General features: G+C 71.2%; 16 protein-coding genes. 8 read left to right on the forward strand and 8 right to left on the reverse strand.

Annotated features, from left to right (window positions below):
- The 3 genes from B9S58_RS21305 to B9S58_RS21315 all read right to left on the reverse strand — a co-directional run.
- Window positions 1–1001 (reverse strand): IS110 family transposase (locus B9S58_RS21305; RefSeq protein WP_103533580.1); only part of this gene is annotated, 1001 nt, incomplete at its 3' end.
- A 275-nt stretch (window positions 1002–1276) separates the two neighbouring features.
- Window positions 1277–1924 carry an HAD family phosphatase gene (locus B9S58_RS21310; protein WP_103533703.1) on the reverse strand — a complete coding sequence of 216 codons (648 nt, stop codon included), beginning with the start codon at window positions 1922–1924 and terminating at the stop codon, window positions 1277–1279.
- An 84-nt stretch (window positions 1925–2008) separates the two neighbouring features.
- Window positions 2009–2749, reverse strand: a complete 741-nt coding sequence (locus B9S58_RS21315; RefSeq protein ID WP_103533704.1) for a GntR family transcriptional regulator — start codon at window positions 2747–2749, stop codon at window positions 2009–2011.
- A gap of 297 nt (window positions 2750–3046) precedes the next feature.
- On the opposite strand from B9S58_RS21315, the gene B9S58_RS21320 reads away from it, so the two are divergent.
- Genes B9S58_RS21320 through B9S58_RS21335 form a run of 4 tightly spaced genes read left to right on the forward strand, consistent with a single transcriptional unit; the run spans window position 3047 to window position 7063 of the window.
- A complete protein-coding gene (locus tag B9S58_RS21320; protein ID WP_103533705.1) occupies window positions 3047–4195 on the forward strand; it encodes an extracellular solute-binding protein in 1149 nt (382 codons plus the stop codon).
- A gap of 2 nt (window positions 4196–4197) precedes the next feature.
- Window positions 4198–5172, forward strand: a complete 975-nt coding sequence (locus B9S58_RS21325; protein ID WP_103533706.1) for an ABC transporter permease subunit — start codon at window positions 4198–4200, stop codon at window positions 5170–5172.
- Window positions 5169–6002 (forward strand): ABC transporter permease, encoded by an 834-nt coding sequence (locus B9S58_RS21330; protein WP_103533707.1) that lies wholly within the window; start codon window positions 5169–5171, stop codon window positions 6000–6002. Before B9S58_RS21325 ends, B9S58_RS21330 begins: the two co-directional genes overlap by 4 nt.
- A complete protein-coding gene (locus B9S58_RS21335; protein ID WP_103533708.1) occupies window positions 5999–7063 on the forward strand; it encodes an ABC transporter ATP-binding protein in 1065 nt (354 codons plus the stop codon). Before B9S58_RS21330 ends, B9S58_RS21335 begins: the two co-directional genes overlap by 4 nt.
- A gap of 116 nt (window positions 7064–7179) precedes the next feature.
- Here the strand turns inward: B9S58_RS21335 and B9S58_RS21340 are convergent, their stop codons facing one another.
- Window positions 7180–7938, reverse strand: coding sequence for an SDR family NAD(P)-dependent oxidoreductase (locus tag B9S58_RS21340; protein ID WP_103533709.1), 759 nt, complete (start codon window positions 7936–7938; stop codon window positions 7180–7182).
- 155 nt (window positions 7939–8093) lie between these two features.
- Here B9S58_RS21340 and B9S58_RS21345 point away from each other — a divergent pair, with 155 nt between their 5' ends.
- On the forward strand, window positions 8094–8618 hold the full coding sequence (locus B9S58_RS21345) for a hypothetical protein (RefSeq protein WP_258044818.1): 525 nt from the start codon (window positions 8094–8096) through the stop codon (window positions 8616–8618).
- Between the two features lie 51 nt (window positions 8619–8669).
- On the opposite strand, the gene B9S58_RS21350 is transcribed toward B9S58_RS21345, so the two are convergent.
- On the reverse strand, window positions 8670–9404 hold the full coding sequence (locus B9S58_RS21350) for a Mut7-C RNAse domain-containing protein (protein WP_103533710.1): 735 nt from the start codon (window positions 9402–9404) through the stop codon (window positions 8670–8672).
- A gap of 130 nt (window positions 9405–9534) precedes the next feature.
- Window positions 9535–10356: a helix-turn-helix domain-containing protein gene (locus tag B9S58_RS21355; RefSeq protein WP_103533711.1), complete on the reverse strand. Its 822-nt coding sequence runs from the start codon at window positions 10354–10356 to the stop codon at window positions 9535–9537.
- Between the two features lie 83 nt (window positions 10357–10439).
- Between B9S58_RS21355 and B9S58_RS21360 the strand changes: the two genes are divergently transcribed.
- A complete protein-coding gene (locus B9S58_RS21360) occupies window positions 10440–11024 on the forward strand; it encodes a TIGR03086 family metal-binding protein (RefSeq protein WP_103533712.1) in 585 nt (194 codons plus the stop codon).
- On the opposite strand, the gene B9S58_RS21365 is transcribed toward B9S58_RS21360, so the two are convergent.
- Entirely contained in the window at window positions 10948–11274 is a 327-nt protein-coding gene (locus B9S58_RS21365) for a hypothetical protein (protein WP_103533713.1), read from the reverse strand. The two genes, B9S58_RS21360 and B9S58_RS21365, sit on opposite strands and share 77 nt — an antisense overlap.
- Before the next feature lie 534 nt (window positions 11275–11808).
- On the opposite strand from B9S58_RS21365, the gene B9S58_RS21370 reads away from it, so the two are divergent.
- Entirely contained in the window at window positions 11809–12183 is a 375-nt protein-coding gene (locus tag B9S58_RS21370) for a hypothetical protein (RefSeq protein ID WP_146063545.1), read from the forward strand.
- A gap of 349 nt (window positions 12184–12532) precedes the next feature.
- Here the strand turns inward: B9S58_RS21370 and B9S58_RS37540 are convergent, their stop codons facing one another.
- Window positions 12533–13138, reverse strand: coding sequence for a hypothetical protein (locus B9S58_RS37540; RefSeq protein WP_146063546.1), 606 nt, complete (start codon window positions 13136–13138; stop codon window positions 12533–12535).
- Window positions 13139–13264: 126 nt separating this feature from the next.
- Between B9S58_RS37540 and B9S58_RS21375 the strand changes: the two genes are divergently transcribed.
- Window positions 13265–14932 (forward strand): IS1182 family transposase, encoded by a 1668-nt coding sequence (locus tag B9S58_RS21375; RefSeq protein ID WP_181009235.1) that lies wholly within the window; start codon window positions 13265–13267, stop codon window positions 14930–14932.
- The last annotated feature ends 5 nt before the right edge of the window (window positions 14933–14937 follow it).

Genomic DNA, 14937 nt, shown 5'->3' on the forward strand with positions numbered 1-14937 from the left:
CGGTTTCCGCCTCGTGGTGCGTGTTCGCCGTGGATCGAGGTCCCCGAGGATCTGGTTGTCGGGGCGAGGCCGGCGTAGGAGGCGAGGTGGGCGGCGCTGGGGAAACCGGTGCCGTCTCCGACGGTGACCAGCAGGACTGCGGCGGTCCTGACTCCGACTCCCGGCATCGAGGTCAGGACCGGGTGAAGAGGGTGGGCCTCCAGCAGGCTGTTGATCTGCGCTTCGAGTGCCCGGCGCTGGTCGTGGACGGCTGCGAGGGAGGCGGCCAGGGACGGGATCACGATGTCGAGGGTGCCCGTGCCGGGAACGATGACGGTCTGTTCGTCGAGAGCGTCGAAGACATCGTCGATCAGCCGCGCGGCCATCCGCGGGGCTTTCGGGCGGATGAGTTCGACGAGTCTGCGGCGGCCGGCTTTCCGCAGAGCGGCCGGGGATCCGTGGCGCTCGAGGAGCCAGGTGACCGCAGGGTGGTCCAGCCGGGGCCCGAGCACGCGCTCCAGCGACGGGTGAAACTGGGTGAGGAGCCCGCGTATCCGGTTGCTGGTGCGGGTCGCCTCGGCCGCGAGGTCCTGGTCGAAGCCAGTCAACACCGTGAGCTCGGCGGTGATCTCGTCGGTCAGCTCCAGCGAACGCAGAGTGTGGGGCATCGTCCGGGCGGCGTCCGCGATCACCGCCGCGTCCTTCGCGTCCGTTTTCGCCTCGCCCGGATACAGATCAGCGATCCGTCGCATGGCAAGCCCGGGCAGGTAGGCGACCTCGCAGCCCGCGTCGCGGGCCACGGTCAGGGGCAGAGCGCCGATGGACGCTGGCTGGTCCACGATGACCAGGACCGTGCCGAACTTGGCCTTGAGCTTGTCGAAGACCGCCCGCAGCTTCGGCTCGCTGTTGGGCATCGGCTTGTCGAAGACCTTCTTCCCGGCCGGGGTGAGCCCGTGGCCGTGGTGGGCGGTCTTGCCGACGTCCATCCCGAGGAAGACGCCCACGCCTTCGATGTCGAACATCGCACCCTCTCCAGGTCGTTGACCGTGCCGGCCTCGGCGGTGGCACCGTGCTCGCGCATCCACGTTATGCAGACCTGCCGCCCGCGAACTGCCCGGCATTGCGCCGGATCGGGCGGTAGCCGGGTCTCTCATCAGCGTCTCCGACGGCACCTGCCGGGCCCGGCGACACCACCCCCCAGGTCATCCGATCGACAGAGGGGACACAGTCATACCGGCCCCGGAGGCCAGCGGCCCCATTGCAGGACCGCGAAAAACATAACGGGGGGGGCGGGGCGTTACGCCGCCTCTGTGAGGTCCGCCTCCGTCAGGGAGGTGACCAGGATCGTGCGGGGGCCCGGCTCGATGCCGGGCACCGACGGGACGGCGAGCAGGCGGCACCCCGCGGCCAGTGCGGCGGCGGCACCCGTGGGGGTGTCCTCGACGGCCAGGCAGTCCTGCGGGGCCACCCCGAGCGCGGCCGCGGCGGCCAGGTACGGGTCGGGGTGCGGCTTCCCGCGTGCCGTCTCGCCCGAGGCGACCGACGCGTCGAACCGGTGCCGGCCCAGGGTGTCGAGCACCAGGTCGGCCACATGCCGTTCGGACGCGGTCACCAGGGCGGTCGGCACCCCCAGCGCGCGCGCCCGGTCCAGGAGCCGGAGGGCGCCCGGCTGGACGGCCACTCCGGCCGCCACCTGTGCGGTGAACTCCCGGTCGAGCAGGGTGGCCGTCTCCGCCTCCGACAAGGCGGTGAGGCCGCCGCGGACGAGAAGGGCGGCCGCGTCGGCCACCGCGGCGCCCGCGAACGGGGCGAGGGTGCCCGCGTCGGCCGGAGAGCCCTGCGTCCGCAGGAACCCGGCGACGGTGTCCAGCCAGGCGTGCTCGGTGTCGACGAGGGTGCCGTCCATGTCGCACAGCAGGGCGGCGGGGCGGGGGAGCGGAGGCATACGGGGCTCGCTGTTCCTGGGATGGGCTGCCGGAGGAGGGAAGGGGTCCCTGCTGGTCAGGGGTGGGGCGCGGCCGGCGGTGTGTCAGTCGGCGGCGGTGCGGACCAGTGGATTGGCCTGCACCGAGTTGCGTACGGTGAAGACGACCGAGCCGGGCCGGTAGCGGTCGTCCGAGGTCTCGACGGGGCGGCCCTCGGACGTGGTCGTGGTGCGGCGTACCCGCAGCAGCGGGGAGCCGCGCCGGACGCCCAGCTCCCGGGCGTCCGTGGTGCCCGCGGCGACCGCGTCCAGATGGTGCTCGCCGTGGCTCATGATCACGCCGGCCTCGTCGTACAGGCTCTGGGTGACCGAATCGCAGTCGTCCGGCAGCCGCTCGACGGCCGCCGCCGCCCACCCGGCGTACACGGTGCGTTCCAGGAGCGCCGGCTCGCCGTCCAGGGTGCGCACCCGCAGGACGTGCAGGACCGGGTCGCCGGGTGCGAGCTGGAGCAGAGCGGCCTGGGCCTCGGTCGCCTTCGCGCGGTGTGAGCGGAGCACCAGGCCGCCGGGGGCGCGGTCGCCGGCCCTGGCCCACTCGGCGAAGCTGCGCAGCTCGGTGAAGCTCTGGCTGGGTGTGGTGGACAGGACGGTCCGGCGGGCGCCCTGCCGGGAGCCGATCAGGCCCTCCGACTGGAGCGTGCCGAAGGCCTGTCGGAGGGTGCCGCGGGAAACGCTATGGGCCAGGGCCAGTTCGGACTCGGACGGCAGCTCGGAGCCCACGGGGTGGGTGCCTTCGGCGATGGCGCGGCGCAGCTCATCGGCGATCTGCTGGTGCCGTCGGGTCACGTCTCTCCTTGGGGCTATCGGGCTGCCGGGCTTCCGGTACGCAGAGACGATCATGTCATCCGCGCACTGCGTGGCGCATCCATCTGACTGCGCGCAATCGGTGTTCTCCCTGGAGTGCGAACCCTGCGTCTAACCGCTTTGGGGGTGGGTAAACCTACGTCTTTATAACGCTTCTGACCTGCACTTTTTATCTCCGCAAAGCTTTACCGGCCGGTCACTTGGCTGCTAGCTTCGGCTGGCTTACTGACGATGGCTTGTCCATACAGGTGGCTCGCCGAAGACCCAGGAGTTCGCATCGTGAAGGCACACCATCCCCGCCGCGTCCTGACCGCCGCGGCCATCGCCGGCCTCACCGCCCTGGTGGCCACCGGCTGTGGCTCCGCACCCGACAACGACGGTGCGAAGAACAGCAAGGCCGCGAAAGCGGAGTCGGCCGCGGACCTCGGCGGCATGGAGAAGCTCGTCGCGGCCGCGGAGAAGGAGGGCAAGCTCAACGTCTACGCCCTCGCGCCGGACTGGGCCAACTACGGCGAGATGATCGCGGCCTTCGAGAAGAAGTACGACATCGAGGTCAACAACGAGGACCCGGGCGGCAGCAGCCAGGGCGCGCTGAACGCCGCGGCCAAGCGCAAGGGCCAGGACCGGGCCGTCGACGCGCTGGACCTCGGCACGTCGTACATGCAGGAGGCCAAGAAGCAGGACCTCCTCGCGCCGTACAAGGTCGAGGGCTGGGGCGACATCCCGGAGGCGCAGAAGCAGCCGGACGCCTCCTTCATGAACAACTACGGCGGCTTCATGTCCATCGGCTGTGACGCCAAGGCCGTGAAGAACTGCCCCGAGACGTTCAAGGACCTGCTCAAGCCCGAGTACCGGAACAAGGTCGCGCTCAACGGCGACCCGACCGAGTCCGGGTCCGCGCTGGCCGCCGTCATCGCCGCCTCGCTGGCCAACGGCGGCTCGCTGGACGACGTCCAGCCGGGTCTGGACTTCTTCCAGGAGCTGAAGAAGAAGGGCAACTTCGTCCCCGCGAAGTCCACACTCGCCACCATCCAGCAGGGCGAGACGCCGATCTCGATCGACTGGGACTACCTCAACCTGGGCTACGGCGTGAAGCTCAAGCCCAAGGGCGTCGACTGGCAGGTCGCGGTGCCCTCCGACGGCCTGTACTCGCGCTACTACAACCAGGGCGTCAACAAGTACGCCCCGCACCCGGCCGCCGCCCGCCTGTGGCTGGAGTTCATCTACAGCCCCGAGGGCCAGAACATCTGGCTCAAGGGCTTCTCCCGCCCGGCACTCCTGGACGCGATGAAGAAGGACGGCACCGCCAACAACGCCGCCCTCGCCGAGATCCCCGAGGTCCACGGAACTCCCAAGGAGCCGACCGCGGACCAGGAGGCGAAGGCCAAGGAGACGGTCGTCCAGGGCTGGGGCAAGGCGGTCAGCTAAGCATGCCCGACAAGACCGCACCTCCCCCCGCGGGCAGCGGATCCGCCACCCTGGCGGACTCCGCGCCCGCGACGGGCCCGGCCGCCCCCGCCCGTCCCTCGCCTCCGGTACGGGACGGCGGCGCCCGGCGCCGCGGCGCGCGGCGGCACCGGTGGCCCGTCGTCGTTCCCTTCTTCGCGTTTCTCGCGGTGTGCTTCGGGCTGCCCGCCGGGACCATGGTGTACGGAGCGTTCACCGTCGTCGACTCGGCGAGCGGTGACAGCCGGTTCTCGACGGAGAACGTCAGCGGGTCGCTGTCCGGGGCGTACGCGACCGGGCTGACCGGGAGCGTCGAACTCTCGCTCGTGACCGCGCTGCTGGCGACCGTGATCGGCACGCTGATCGCGCAGGCCGTCGTCAGTTCCCCACGGCCGGCGCTGCGGGGCGTCGTCGTCTCGGCCAGCGGGGTGCTCGCCAACTTCTCCGGCGCCCCGCTCGCCTTCGCCTTCATCGCGACGCTCGGCACCACCGGCACGGTCACCCAGCTCTTCCACCTGGACCGGACGGGCTTCAGCCTCTACAGCTTCACCGGCCTGGTGCTGGCCTACCTCTACTTCATGATCCCGCTGATGGTGGTGACCGTCCTGCCCGCGCTCGACGGCCTGCGCTCCCAGTGGCAGGAGGCCGCCGCGTCCTGCGGTGCGACCCGCGGGCAGTACTGGCGGCACGTCGGCATCCCGGTGCTGACCCCCTCGCTGCTCGGCGGTGCGGTGCTGATGTTCGGCACCGCGTTCGCCTCGCACGCCACCGCCGCCGTGATGGTCGGCTCGTCGCAGCCGCTGATCACCATCCAGATCGCCAACGCCCTCAACGGCAACGTCCTGGTGGGCCAGGAGAACCTCGCCCTCGCGATGAGCCTCAACATGGTCGTGATCGCGCTGCTCGTGATGGCCGTACAGATACCGCTGCAGCGCAGGAGTACCCGATGGCTCGGATGAAGTTCACCTCGCGGGGCGTCGTCCTGCCGCTCGCCGCGCTGTATTTCCTGGTCCCCATCGGCGCCTCGATCTGGTTCAGCGTCAACGAGGTCGAGGGCATCAGCTTCGACGCGTACACGCAGGGGCTCGGCGCCGAGGGGCTGACCACCAGCCTGATGCTCTCGGTACGCCTGGGGCTGGCCACCATCGTCTGCGGACTGCTCCTGATGGTGCCGACCCTGGTCGCGATCTCGCTCTATCTGCCCAGGCTGCGCCGGATCGTCGAGATCCTGTGCATGATGCCGCTGGTCGTCCCGCCGATCGCCCTGGTCGCGGGCGTCACCACGGTGCTGTCCTGGGAACAGGACCTGGCCGACACGCCCCTGTACATGACCTTCCAGATCCTGCGGGACGAGGAGTTCCCGCTGGTCCTCGTGCTCGTCTACACGGTCATGTCCCTGCCGTTCCTGTACCGCTCGCTGGACGCCGGGCTGCGCGCCGTCGACCTGCGCACCCTCGTCGAGGCCGCCCGCAGCCTGGGCGCCTCGCGCCTGCAGACCCTGTGGCAGGTCGTCGTGCCGAACCTGCGGACCGCCGTGGTGGGCGGCGCCGTGCTCAGCCTGGCCATGGTGCTCGGCGAGTACACCGTCGCCTCCGTGCTCTCCTACCGCCCGTTCTCCGTGTGGATGGTGGAGATCAAGGACTCCGAGGCCCAGCTGTCGGTCGCGGCCGCGATGCTCAGCCTGCTGATCACCTGGGGGCTGCTGCTCCTGCTCACCACCCTGGCCGGTGGCCGGAGCCGCCGTCGTGCGAGCTCTGGCCGCGAGAACCGAAAGAAGACCGTGTCATGACCGTCCCCGTGCAACTCAAGCAACTGCGCCGGCAGTTCGGCTCCACGGTCGCTCTCGACGGACTCGATCTGGACATCGCCCCCGGCGAGATGGTCGCCCTGCTGGGGCCGTCCGGCTGCGGCAAGACCACGGCGCTGCGCATCATCGCGGGCTTCGAGAGCGCCGACGGCGGCGAGCTGCTGATGGACGGCCAGGACGTCACCTCGGTCCCGGCCCACCGTCGTGACATCGGCATGGTCTTCCAGTCGTACAGCCTGTTCCCGAACATGACGGCCGCCGAGAACATCGCGTACGGCCTGCGGGTACGGGGCCGGGCGAACGCGGAGCGCAAGGAGCGGGCCCGGGAACTCCTGGACCTGGTCGGCCTGCCCGGCCGTGAGGGCACCTACCCGCACCAGCTGTCCGGCGGCCAGCAGCAGCGCGTCGCGCTCGCCCGCGCGCTGGCGATCCGGCCCAGGGTGCTGCTCCTCGACGAGCCGCTTTCCGCCCTGGACGCCAAGGTGCGGCTCACGCTGCGCGAGGAGATCCGGCGCATCCAGCTGGACCTCGGCATCACCACCGTCTTCGTCACCCACGACCAGGAGGAGGCGCTGTCCATGGCGGACCGCGTCGCCGTGATGAAGGACGGCCGGCTCGAACAGTGCGCCGTGCCCGGCGAGCTGTACGACCGCCCGGCCACGCCCTTCGTCGCCGAGTTCGTGGGCACCATGAACCGGCTGCCGGGCACCGTCCGGGACGGCGGGGTCGTCGAGCTGTTCGGCCGGCGGCTGCCCATCCACGGCGCGACCCCCGCCGCCGGCGCCGAGGTCGACGTACTGCTGCGCCCCGAGGGCCTGGCGGTCGGCGCCGCCGACGACGGGGCGGGCACCCCCGCGACCGTACGGGTGGCGACCTTCCTCGGCCCCACCACGCGGCTGCACCTCACCACGGACTCCGGAGCCGTGTGCAAGGCCGACCTGCCCAGCTGGGAGGCGGCCGCGCTGGCGCCGGGAGCACGCTGCACGATCACCCCGCACGACAACCCCGTGCTGGTCGCCGAGCGAGCCGTTGCCCGTTCCTGAAGCGTGAACAGGGGGCACGTCGACAGCGAACGGTGTTCACGGTGGGCCGACGCCGACCGGACCACGCCGAACACCTGATGCCGGGGACCGGACGGCGACCGGTCCCCGGTCGGCGTTCACAGGTCGCGGTGGATCTTCGTGTTGGAGGCCTGGGCGCGGGGGCGGACCACCAGGAGGTCGATGTTGACGTGGCTGGGGCGGGTGACCGCCCAGCCGATCGTGTCGGCCACGTCCTCGGCGGTCAGCGGGGCCTCGACGCCCGCGTAGACCTTGGCGGCCTTCTCGGTGTCGCCGCGGAAGCGGGTGGTGGCGAACTCCTCGGTCCTGACCATGCCGGGGGCCACCTCGATGACGCGCACCGGGGTGCCGACGATCTCCAGGCGGAGGGTCTCGGCCAGGACGTGTTCGCCGTGCTTGGCCGCCACGTACCCGCCGCCGCCCTCGTACGCGGACAGCGCCGCGGTCGAGGAGAGGATCACGATCGTGCCGTCGCCGCTCGCGGTGAGGGCGGGCAGCAGGGCCTGGGTGACGTTGAGGGTGCCGATCACGTTCGTCTCGTACATCTGGCGCCAGTCGGCGGGGTCGCCGGTCGCGACCGGGTCGGCCCCGAGCGCTCCGCCCGCGTTGTTGACGAGGACGGCGAGGGAGCGGAACGCGGTGGCGAACTCGTCGACCGCCGCGCGGTCGGTGACGTCCAGGGGGTAGGCCGTCGCCTGGTGACCGGCCTCGGTGAGCTCGGCGGCGAGCGCCTCGACGCGGTCCTTGCGGCGGGCGGTCAGCACGACCCGGAAGCCGGCGGCGGCCAGCGTACGGGCGGTCGCGGCGCCGATGCCGCTGCTCGCGCCGGTGATGACGGCGATGGGGGTGGCGGCCATGGCGAACTCCTCGGACAGCTGATCGGGTACGGGGAAAGGATAGGCAGGCGTCGCGGGCATCCACGGGGTGGGCGGCCGTGGGCTGTGCGGGTGGGGGAGAGCGCGTCAGGCGGTACGTTCATCGGACTGATCGGTGTGGTCGCTATGTTCCGGTCATGCTGATGCTGAGCAGAAGACTGTTGATGCCGCTGTCCATCGCCGTCGCCGTGGCCGCGGCGACGACCGTGCCGGCCGCGACCGCGGTGCCGGTGGCCGATACCGACCCCGTTTCTTTCCCGGCCGCCGCCCCCGCCGTGCCCGAGGCGGACATGTCCCATCACGGCCACGTCTCCCTCTGGAGCGACCGGCTGGAGATCCGGCTCCGGACCGCGAACCTGGGGCCCACCGACGTACCCGCGTCGACGGTGCGGCTGCGGTTCTCCGAGCCGCTGTCCGTACGGCAACAGCTGCCGCCGGGCTGTCTGTGGGGCGGCGAGGCGGCGGTGCTGTGCGAGACGGGCGCCCTGACCACCGGCGGGCAGGCCCGGCGGACCGCACTGGATCTGCGGCTCGCGAGCCGCCCCGCCGAGGTGGTCGTGCGGGTCGACACCGTGTGGAGCGGTGGGGTGCGCGACGCGGACTCCGGCAACGACGCGCACCTGGTGCTGGCACCCTCCACCGGGGACCGGTACGCTTTCTGACGCTTACGCCCACCGGGTCGGGCGCCGGTGCCGGAAGCGGGAAGCGCGCTGTTACGCCGCCGCGCCACCGAACTCGCGGACCGCCTCGGACACGATCGTCTCCAGGTGGCCGTGATGGGCGCCGCGCCAGTACACCCGGGAGCACTCCGTGCACTGGGCGAACACGTCGTACGCCTGCTGCGTGCCGTGCTCCAGCCGTTCGCTCACGGAGTCCTTCGCGGCCCCGGTCAGGGTGCCGTTGCACGCGGTGCAGCGGGTCCACGGGGCCAGGGCCGGAGCGAAGCGGCCGAGGACGTCGCGGAGCTGCTCCTTGGGACGGTCGCTGTAGACGTACGCCCCCGCCCAGATCTCACGGCGGCGCAGCAGCCCGCGGTCCCGGGAGAGCAGGACGCGCCGCTCCCGCGCCGAGAGGGTGGCCAGGGCGGGGTCGCCGATGTCCTCGCTCTCGTACGCCGCGTCGACGCCGAGGAGCCGCAACCGGCGGGCCAGCGTGCCGAGATGGACGTCGAGGAGGAAGCGCAGGGGTGCGCCGGGGACCTGCTGGGGGCGTTCCACGGCGCGCACCTCGACGTGTTCGCCGGGTCCCGGCACGTGCGAGCGGGCCACCGGGGCACCGTTCACCAGCAGCGTTCCGGCCTCGGTGAGCGGGACGCCGAGGGACTCGATGACGTGGCCGAGGGCCGACGAGCCGTCCGTGACGAGGGGCGTGGGCCCGCCGCGGCGGTCATGCGGGACGAAGAGCCGCAGCTCAGGGGCTACTTCGAGGGTGATCTCGGGTCCGTTCACCCGGTCAGGATGCCACCGGAACGGGACGGCCTGCCAGGGATTTGCCAGGGAACGGGGCGGCGATCCGGCGGGGATGCGGGGGAGCTCCTCCGGGCTGCGGCGGGGCGTGCGGACGCGCGCCCGCGCGCCGTCAGCGCGGGGCGAACGCCGTCGGGGGTACGCCCACCGTCGCGGTGAACTCCCGTACCAGATGGGCCTGGTCGCTGTAGCCGAGGTCCGCGGCGAGCCGCGCCCAGTCGACGGCCGGGCCGGATCCGGCGCGCTCCAGCGCCTCGTGGATGCGGTAGCGCAGGATGACCCACTTGGGCCCCATGCCGACGTACGCGGCGAAGAGCCGTTGCAGGGAGCGGGCGGAGAGCCCCGTGTCCTGGGCGAGCCGGTCGACCCGGCGCACCGTGCGGTCCGTGCGCACCAGGTCGACGGCGGCCATCGCCAGTGTCGCCCGGGGATCGGGGCGGGGCTCCAGGGCCAGCAGGAGGGCGTCCATCGCCGCGACCCGCGCGTCCTCGTCGTCCGGACCCAGGACCGTTTCGGCGGGCGGCGGAGTACGCAGCACCTCGGCGGCGGCGATCCGGCGTCCCGTCAGGTCGCAGAGAGCGTGCCCCGGCGCGAACGGGCGGAAGCCGCCGGGCCGGAACTGCACCCCGCAGACCCGGCCGCGCCCCGCCAGCCCCCGGGTGAAGAGCCCGGGGGCGACGCCCGCGACCTCGGCGTACCCGGACCGCTCCTCGGGGGTCTCCCCGGCCCCGTACCGCTGGAGGACCAGGTTCACCGACGGGTGCGGGACGACATGGGCGGCGTACGGCTCGGTGAGGTCCCAGTCGATCAGCCAGTAGTGCTCCAGGTACGGGCGCAGCGCGGCGGCGGGCTCGCGGCGGCGGAAGCGTACGCGTGCGAAGAGGTCCGGGGCGCCGACGATGCCCCGGGTGTCGCGGCGGGGTCCGGCGGCCATGACCACGATCCTAGGGCGCGTCCTCCGCGGGCCTGTCGTGTTTCTTCAAGACGCGGGGCGGTGTGCGGACGCAGGATGGGAGCATGACGCAGAAGATCAGTGACCTGCTGGAAACCGCCGCGGCCCGGGCCCTGCCCGTGGTCCGGGGCATCGACGACGGGCAGTTGGGCGACCGTACGCCGTGCGCGGAGTACGACGTACGGGCGCTGCTGAACCACCTGTTCCTGGTGGTGGTGAACTTCCAGGCGCTCGCGGCGCGCGAGGAGGCGGATTTCGGCCAGGAGCCGGAGTTCGTGACGGGCGACTGGCGGGGCAGGTTCGGTGACGAGACCGCCCGGCTGGTGAAGGCGTGGGACGCGCCGGGCGCCGAGGAGGGCACGACCGGGCGGATGGGGCTGCCGGCCCGGACGGTGGGGCTCATGGTGCTCGGCGATCTGACCGTGCACGCCTGGGACCTGGCGCGGGCGACCGGCGCGGACTTCGTGCCGGAGCGGAGCGTGCTCGACAAGCTGGGTCCGGGGCTCGCGGCGATGGCTCCGCAGGCCCGGGAGATGAAGGTGTTCGGCGAGCCGTTCCCGGTGGGGGAGGGCGCTAACGCCTTCGAGCGGCTGCTGGCCGTGACGGGGCGCGATCCGGGGTGGCGTCCGCCCGGGGCGACCGTGAGCTGAGCCCGGCGGGCGGCCCGGCGGGGCACGGGGCGGCCGGGGCGTCGTAGAGGGGGCCGAGCGTGGCGTACGCGTCGTCGACGACCCCCTCGGCCAGGAGCAGCATCTCCTGCTCCGCCAGCCGGGCCGCCCGGTGGGTGTACGGCGACGGCGGCGCCGGGTGCCTGCGGCGCCACCAGCAGTCGCAGGCCGCGTAGATGCCGCCGCCGAAGACGAGCACGGGGATGGACAGGGCCAGCAGAACATCGCCCACGGCGGACCTCCTCGATGGTCGGTGTCTTGTGCATCGGCGTGGCCGGTGGGCCAGCTGAAGATCGATCGTCGGCCAAATCTCCGTAATATTTGGCTCGAACCGGCCGAACGCTTGCGTGCGGGTGTGTGGGATTCCGATCGGGCATCGGCCGGAATCGGCTCTCCGGGGAGGGCCGCGTGGTGATCGAATAGTGCCGTGACAACTGCGGCGGGTGTGGCAGTCGCTGAGTCCTGAAAGCCGTGCCTCCCTGCTGTGGGCCGAGAACAGGAACGACCTTCTTGCGGCAGGTCTGCTCATACCGGTGCCGGGCGCGGACGGTAGTCCCGAGGTACGCATCGACCACCAGGTGAACGTGTGGGATCGCTACAACTGGGATGGGCGTAACGGGGATGCCCGGTGAACGGGGTGCGGCCAGGATCCCGGTTGCTCGTGTGGGGGGCTTGTCTCGTCTTGTTCGGTGCCGGGTGCGCCGATGGGAGTGGGCAGGACGCCGCGCCGGGCGGCAGACGCGGGGTGTCCTCCTGGGACGAGGGGGTGACTGCGTCGGCCGTCGCGGAGCGGCTGGGCGTGCGGACGCCCGAAGTGGCCTCGGATGTGCGGGCCGGATACCGGAAGGGCCAGGACGACGCGCTGCTACTGGCCTTTGTGGTGCCGTCCGGAGACGTGGACGGCTTTCTCGCCGGGCTGGATCCGGAGGAGCCCGTGGAGGAGCGGGTCGTACCGTTCGCGGGGGAGAGCGTGCCCGCCGCGTCCTTCGCCCATCTCGGCCTGCCGGAACCGGTTGGCCTGCTCGGTGTTCGAACGGCGCAGGTGTGCGCTCCCTGCGACGACGACCTGAACGCTCTTCACGTCGCCGTCGCGGCGATCGACGGTGGACGCAGCCGCGTCTACGTGAAGGGCGTCGACTGAGCCGCACCTCCTCGCCGGGCACAAGCGGCTCCGGAGTGCGGGTTCGCCCGAATTCCGCTCAACCCCGGGTCAGGGCCACACCAGGCAGTACGCCTGGTGCCCCGCGTCGTGCAGCCGGTGGGAGAAGTCCTGCCACTTGTGGCGCGATTGGGTGCGGGAGGGCACTGACCTGGGATTTCCCGTGAGAATGTGCGTTGACCTGGGAAAACCCCTCTCGGCAGTTCTCACGGATCAACGCCGTTTCCCAGGCTCATGCGCCCTGGGTGCTCACTTTCTATCGACCTATCTACCTGGAACGGGTCGGTGCGAGCTCGGCGCCTGGTGTGGCTGATGTTCTGCTTGTCGCGCCTCATGGCTGCTCCGGGCAGCGACTTTGACCGTCGCTCACTGCGTATGTCGAGACTTCCGCCGAGCGCACCGACATTACGGGATCGGGTCCGCCATGTTCCCGGAAGCGCGCCGGGTCCCACAGGTAGAGGACATCGCCATCCGTGCTGAAAGCGAGCAGTGGACGATCGGTCGGGAGTGGTCCGTTGTGCACGGAGAGTTTGCCTTTGAGCGGCAGTACGCAGATCCGCGCTCCCTGGATGCCAAAGTAGAAATCCGGTGCAGTCGCGTTCACCACGTCACGGGCCGCGCGGTGGGCTGCATCGGAGGTCCGGCTCAGGAACGCAACTCCTCCAGTGACGACGAGCACGACTGCGGCAACAGTGGACACGACGCTCACGATGCTTTTCTCCCAGGCCCAGTGGAAGTGGCGAGCCCAGCCGTAGAGGGCCAGAGGCGGCAGGAGTAGCCCTATACAGCTGAGAGTGGGGAGCAGTGCAGCTGCACCGGTCCAATAGACGGGGGCGGAGACCGAGTCGGTGGGAATTCCGAAAGTGTCCTCCACGTACAGGAACTGCAAGAATGAGCCGACGAACGGCAGGACCCACGGCAGGGGCAGGACGAGCACGGTAAGCAGGCCGACGGCGTGCCTACTGAGTGACTCTGTCGGGAATCTTGAGGACGGGCAGCAAACGATCGTGGTGCTGCGCCAGGCTCGGTGGATCGTGCCGTCCGCGTTCTTCAGGAGCCCGTATTGTCCCTCCAGCCCTCTTCCGGAGCCAAGATCCCGCCGCTGACCGTGCGTGTCGCCCGGGCCAGCAACCCCCGGGGCACCACCGCGATGTGGATCCGTGACCGCCTCGACGGTCTGTGGAGCGATGAGGACTTCGCCGCCTGGTACCCGCGTGATGGCCGGCCCGGGCTCTCACCCGCGCAGCTGGCCACCGTCTGCGTGCTGCAGTACGCGATGAATCTCTCCGACCGCCAGGCCGCTGAGGCGGTGCGCTGCCGGATCGACTTCAAGTACGCCCTCGGGCTGGAGCTGGAGGACCCAGGCTTCCATCACAGTGTCCTGTCCGACTTCCGTGACCGACTGGCCGAAGGCGACCGTGCCGACCGGCTGCTGGGCCTGGCGCTCACCCGGATCCGGCGGGCCGGCCTACTCAAGGGGCGCGTCACGCAGCGCACCGACTCCACCCACGTCCTGTCCGCTGCCCGGGAGTTGACCCGTCTGGAGCTGGTGACCGAGGCGGTCCGCGCCGCGCTGGAGGAGGTGGCCCGCCAGGCGCCGGAGCTGCTGGATGACCTGGTCACGGCCGAGTGGGCGACGCGCTACGGGCGGCCGGTGCGCTTATGCTCCCAGCCCAGTCACCCCGTTGCCCGCCTCGAGCAGGCGGGCAACGACGCCCGCGAACTGCTGCACCATCTCGACACACACTTCCCCGGCGGCACCGTTTTGCCGCAGGCGAAGGTGCTCCGGGCGATTCTGGTGCAGCACTTCCTGGTGGACGCCAAGGGCCGGTTCCGGCCGCGCACGAAGCGCGACGGCCAGCCGCCCTCCCGAGTCCGGATCACCTCCCCGTACGAGACCGAGGCCCGCTGCACCATGCGCGGCGACACTCGCTGGAACGGCTACCTCGTACACGTGACCGAGACCTGCGATGACAAGCACGTCAACCTGATCACCGACGTGGCCACTGTCGTCTCCAGCGCGGACAGCCAAGCACTGCCCGGCATCCACGCCCGTCTCAGGAGGTTGCGTCTGCTGCCGGGGAAGCACCTGGTCGACGGCGGCTACACCTCCGTGGCCGGCATGGACTCCGCCGCCCGCCTCCACCGCGTCGACCTGATCGGACCGCTCGCGCCCAACACCAGCCCGCAACACCGAGCCCGGGACGGCTTCGGCAGGGACAACTTCATCATCGACTTCGACCGACGCGAGGTCACCTGCCCCAACGGACAGGTCAGCGGCAACTGGCAGGACCTCCCCGTGGCAGCGCCGACCAAGGTCACCGTCCGGTTCGACGCCCGCCAGTGCGGCCGCTGCCCCGAACAGGCTAAATGCACCCCAGGCCCCTTCCGCAGCCTCTACTTTCCCGCCCGCCACCTGCACGAACTCCAGGCCAAGAACCGCGCCGACCAGCAGGACACGGACTGGCGCCGGCTCTACGCGCGGCGCTCGGGGGCCGAGGGCACCATCGAGGAATTCGCGGACGGCCACCACGGCCGCCGGTGCCGCTACCGCGGACGGGCCAAGACCCACGTCCAACACATCCTGACCGCACTCGCGATCAACGTCGAGCGACTCAGCCTTCAGGAACCCGCCAACAGCCCCTACCGTCCCCGCCCTCCCACCGCGTTCCAGCAGTACCTCGACGCACGCGACCTGCCCCGACCCCTGTGGTGGCGGCAGGGAAAGTGACCCCC

This window comes from Streptomyces sp. SM11, assembly GCF_002910905.1.
Lineage (GTDB): Bacteria > Actinomycetota > Actinomycetes > Streptomycetales > Streptomycetaceae > Streptomyces.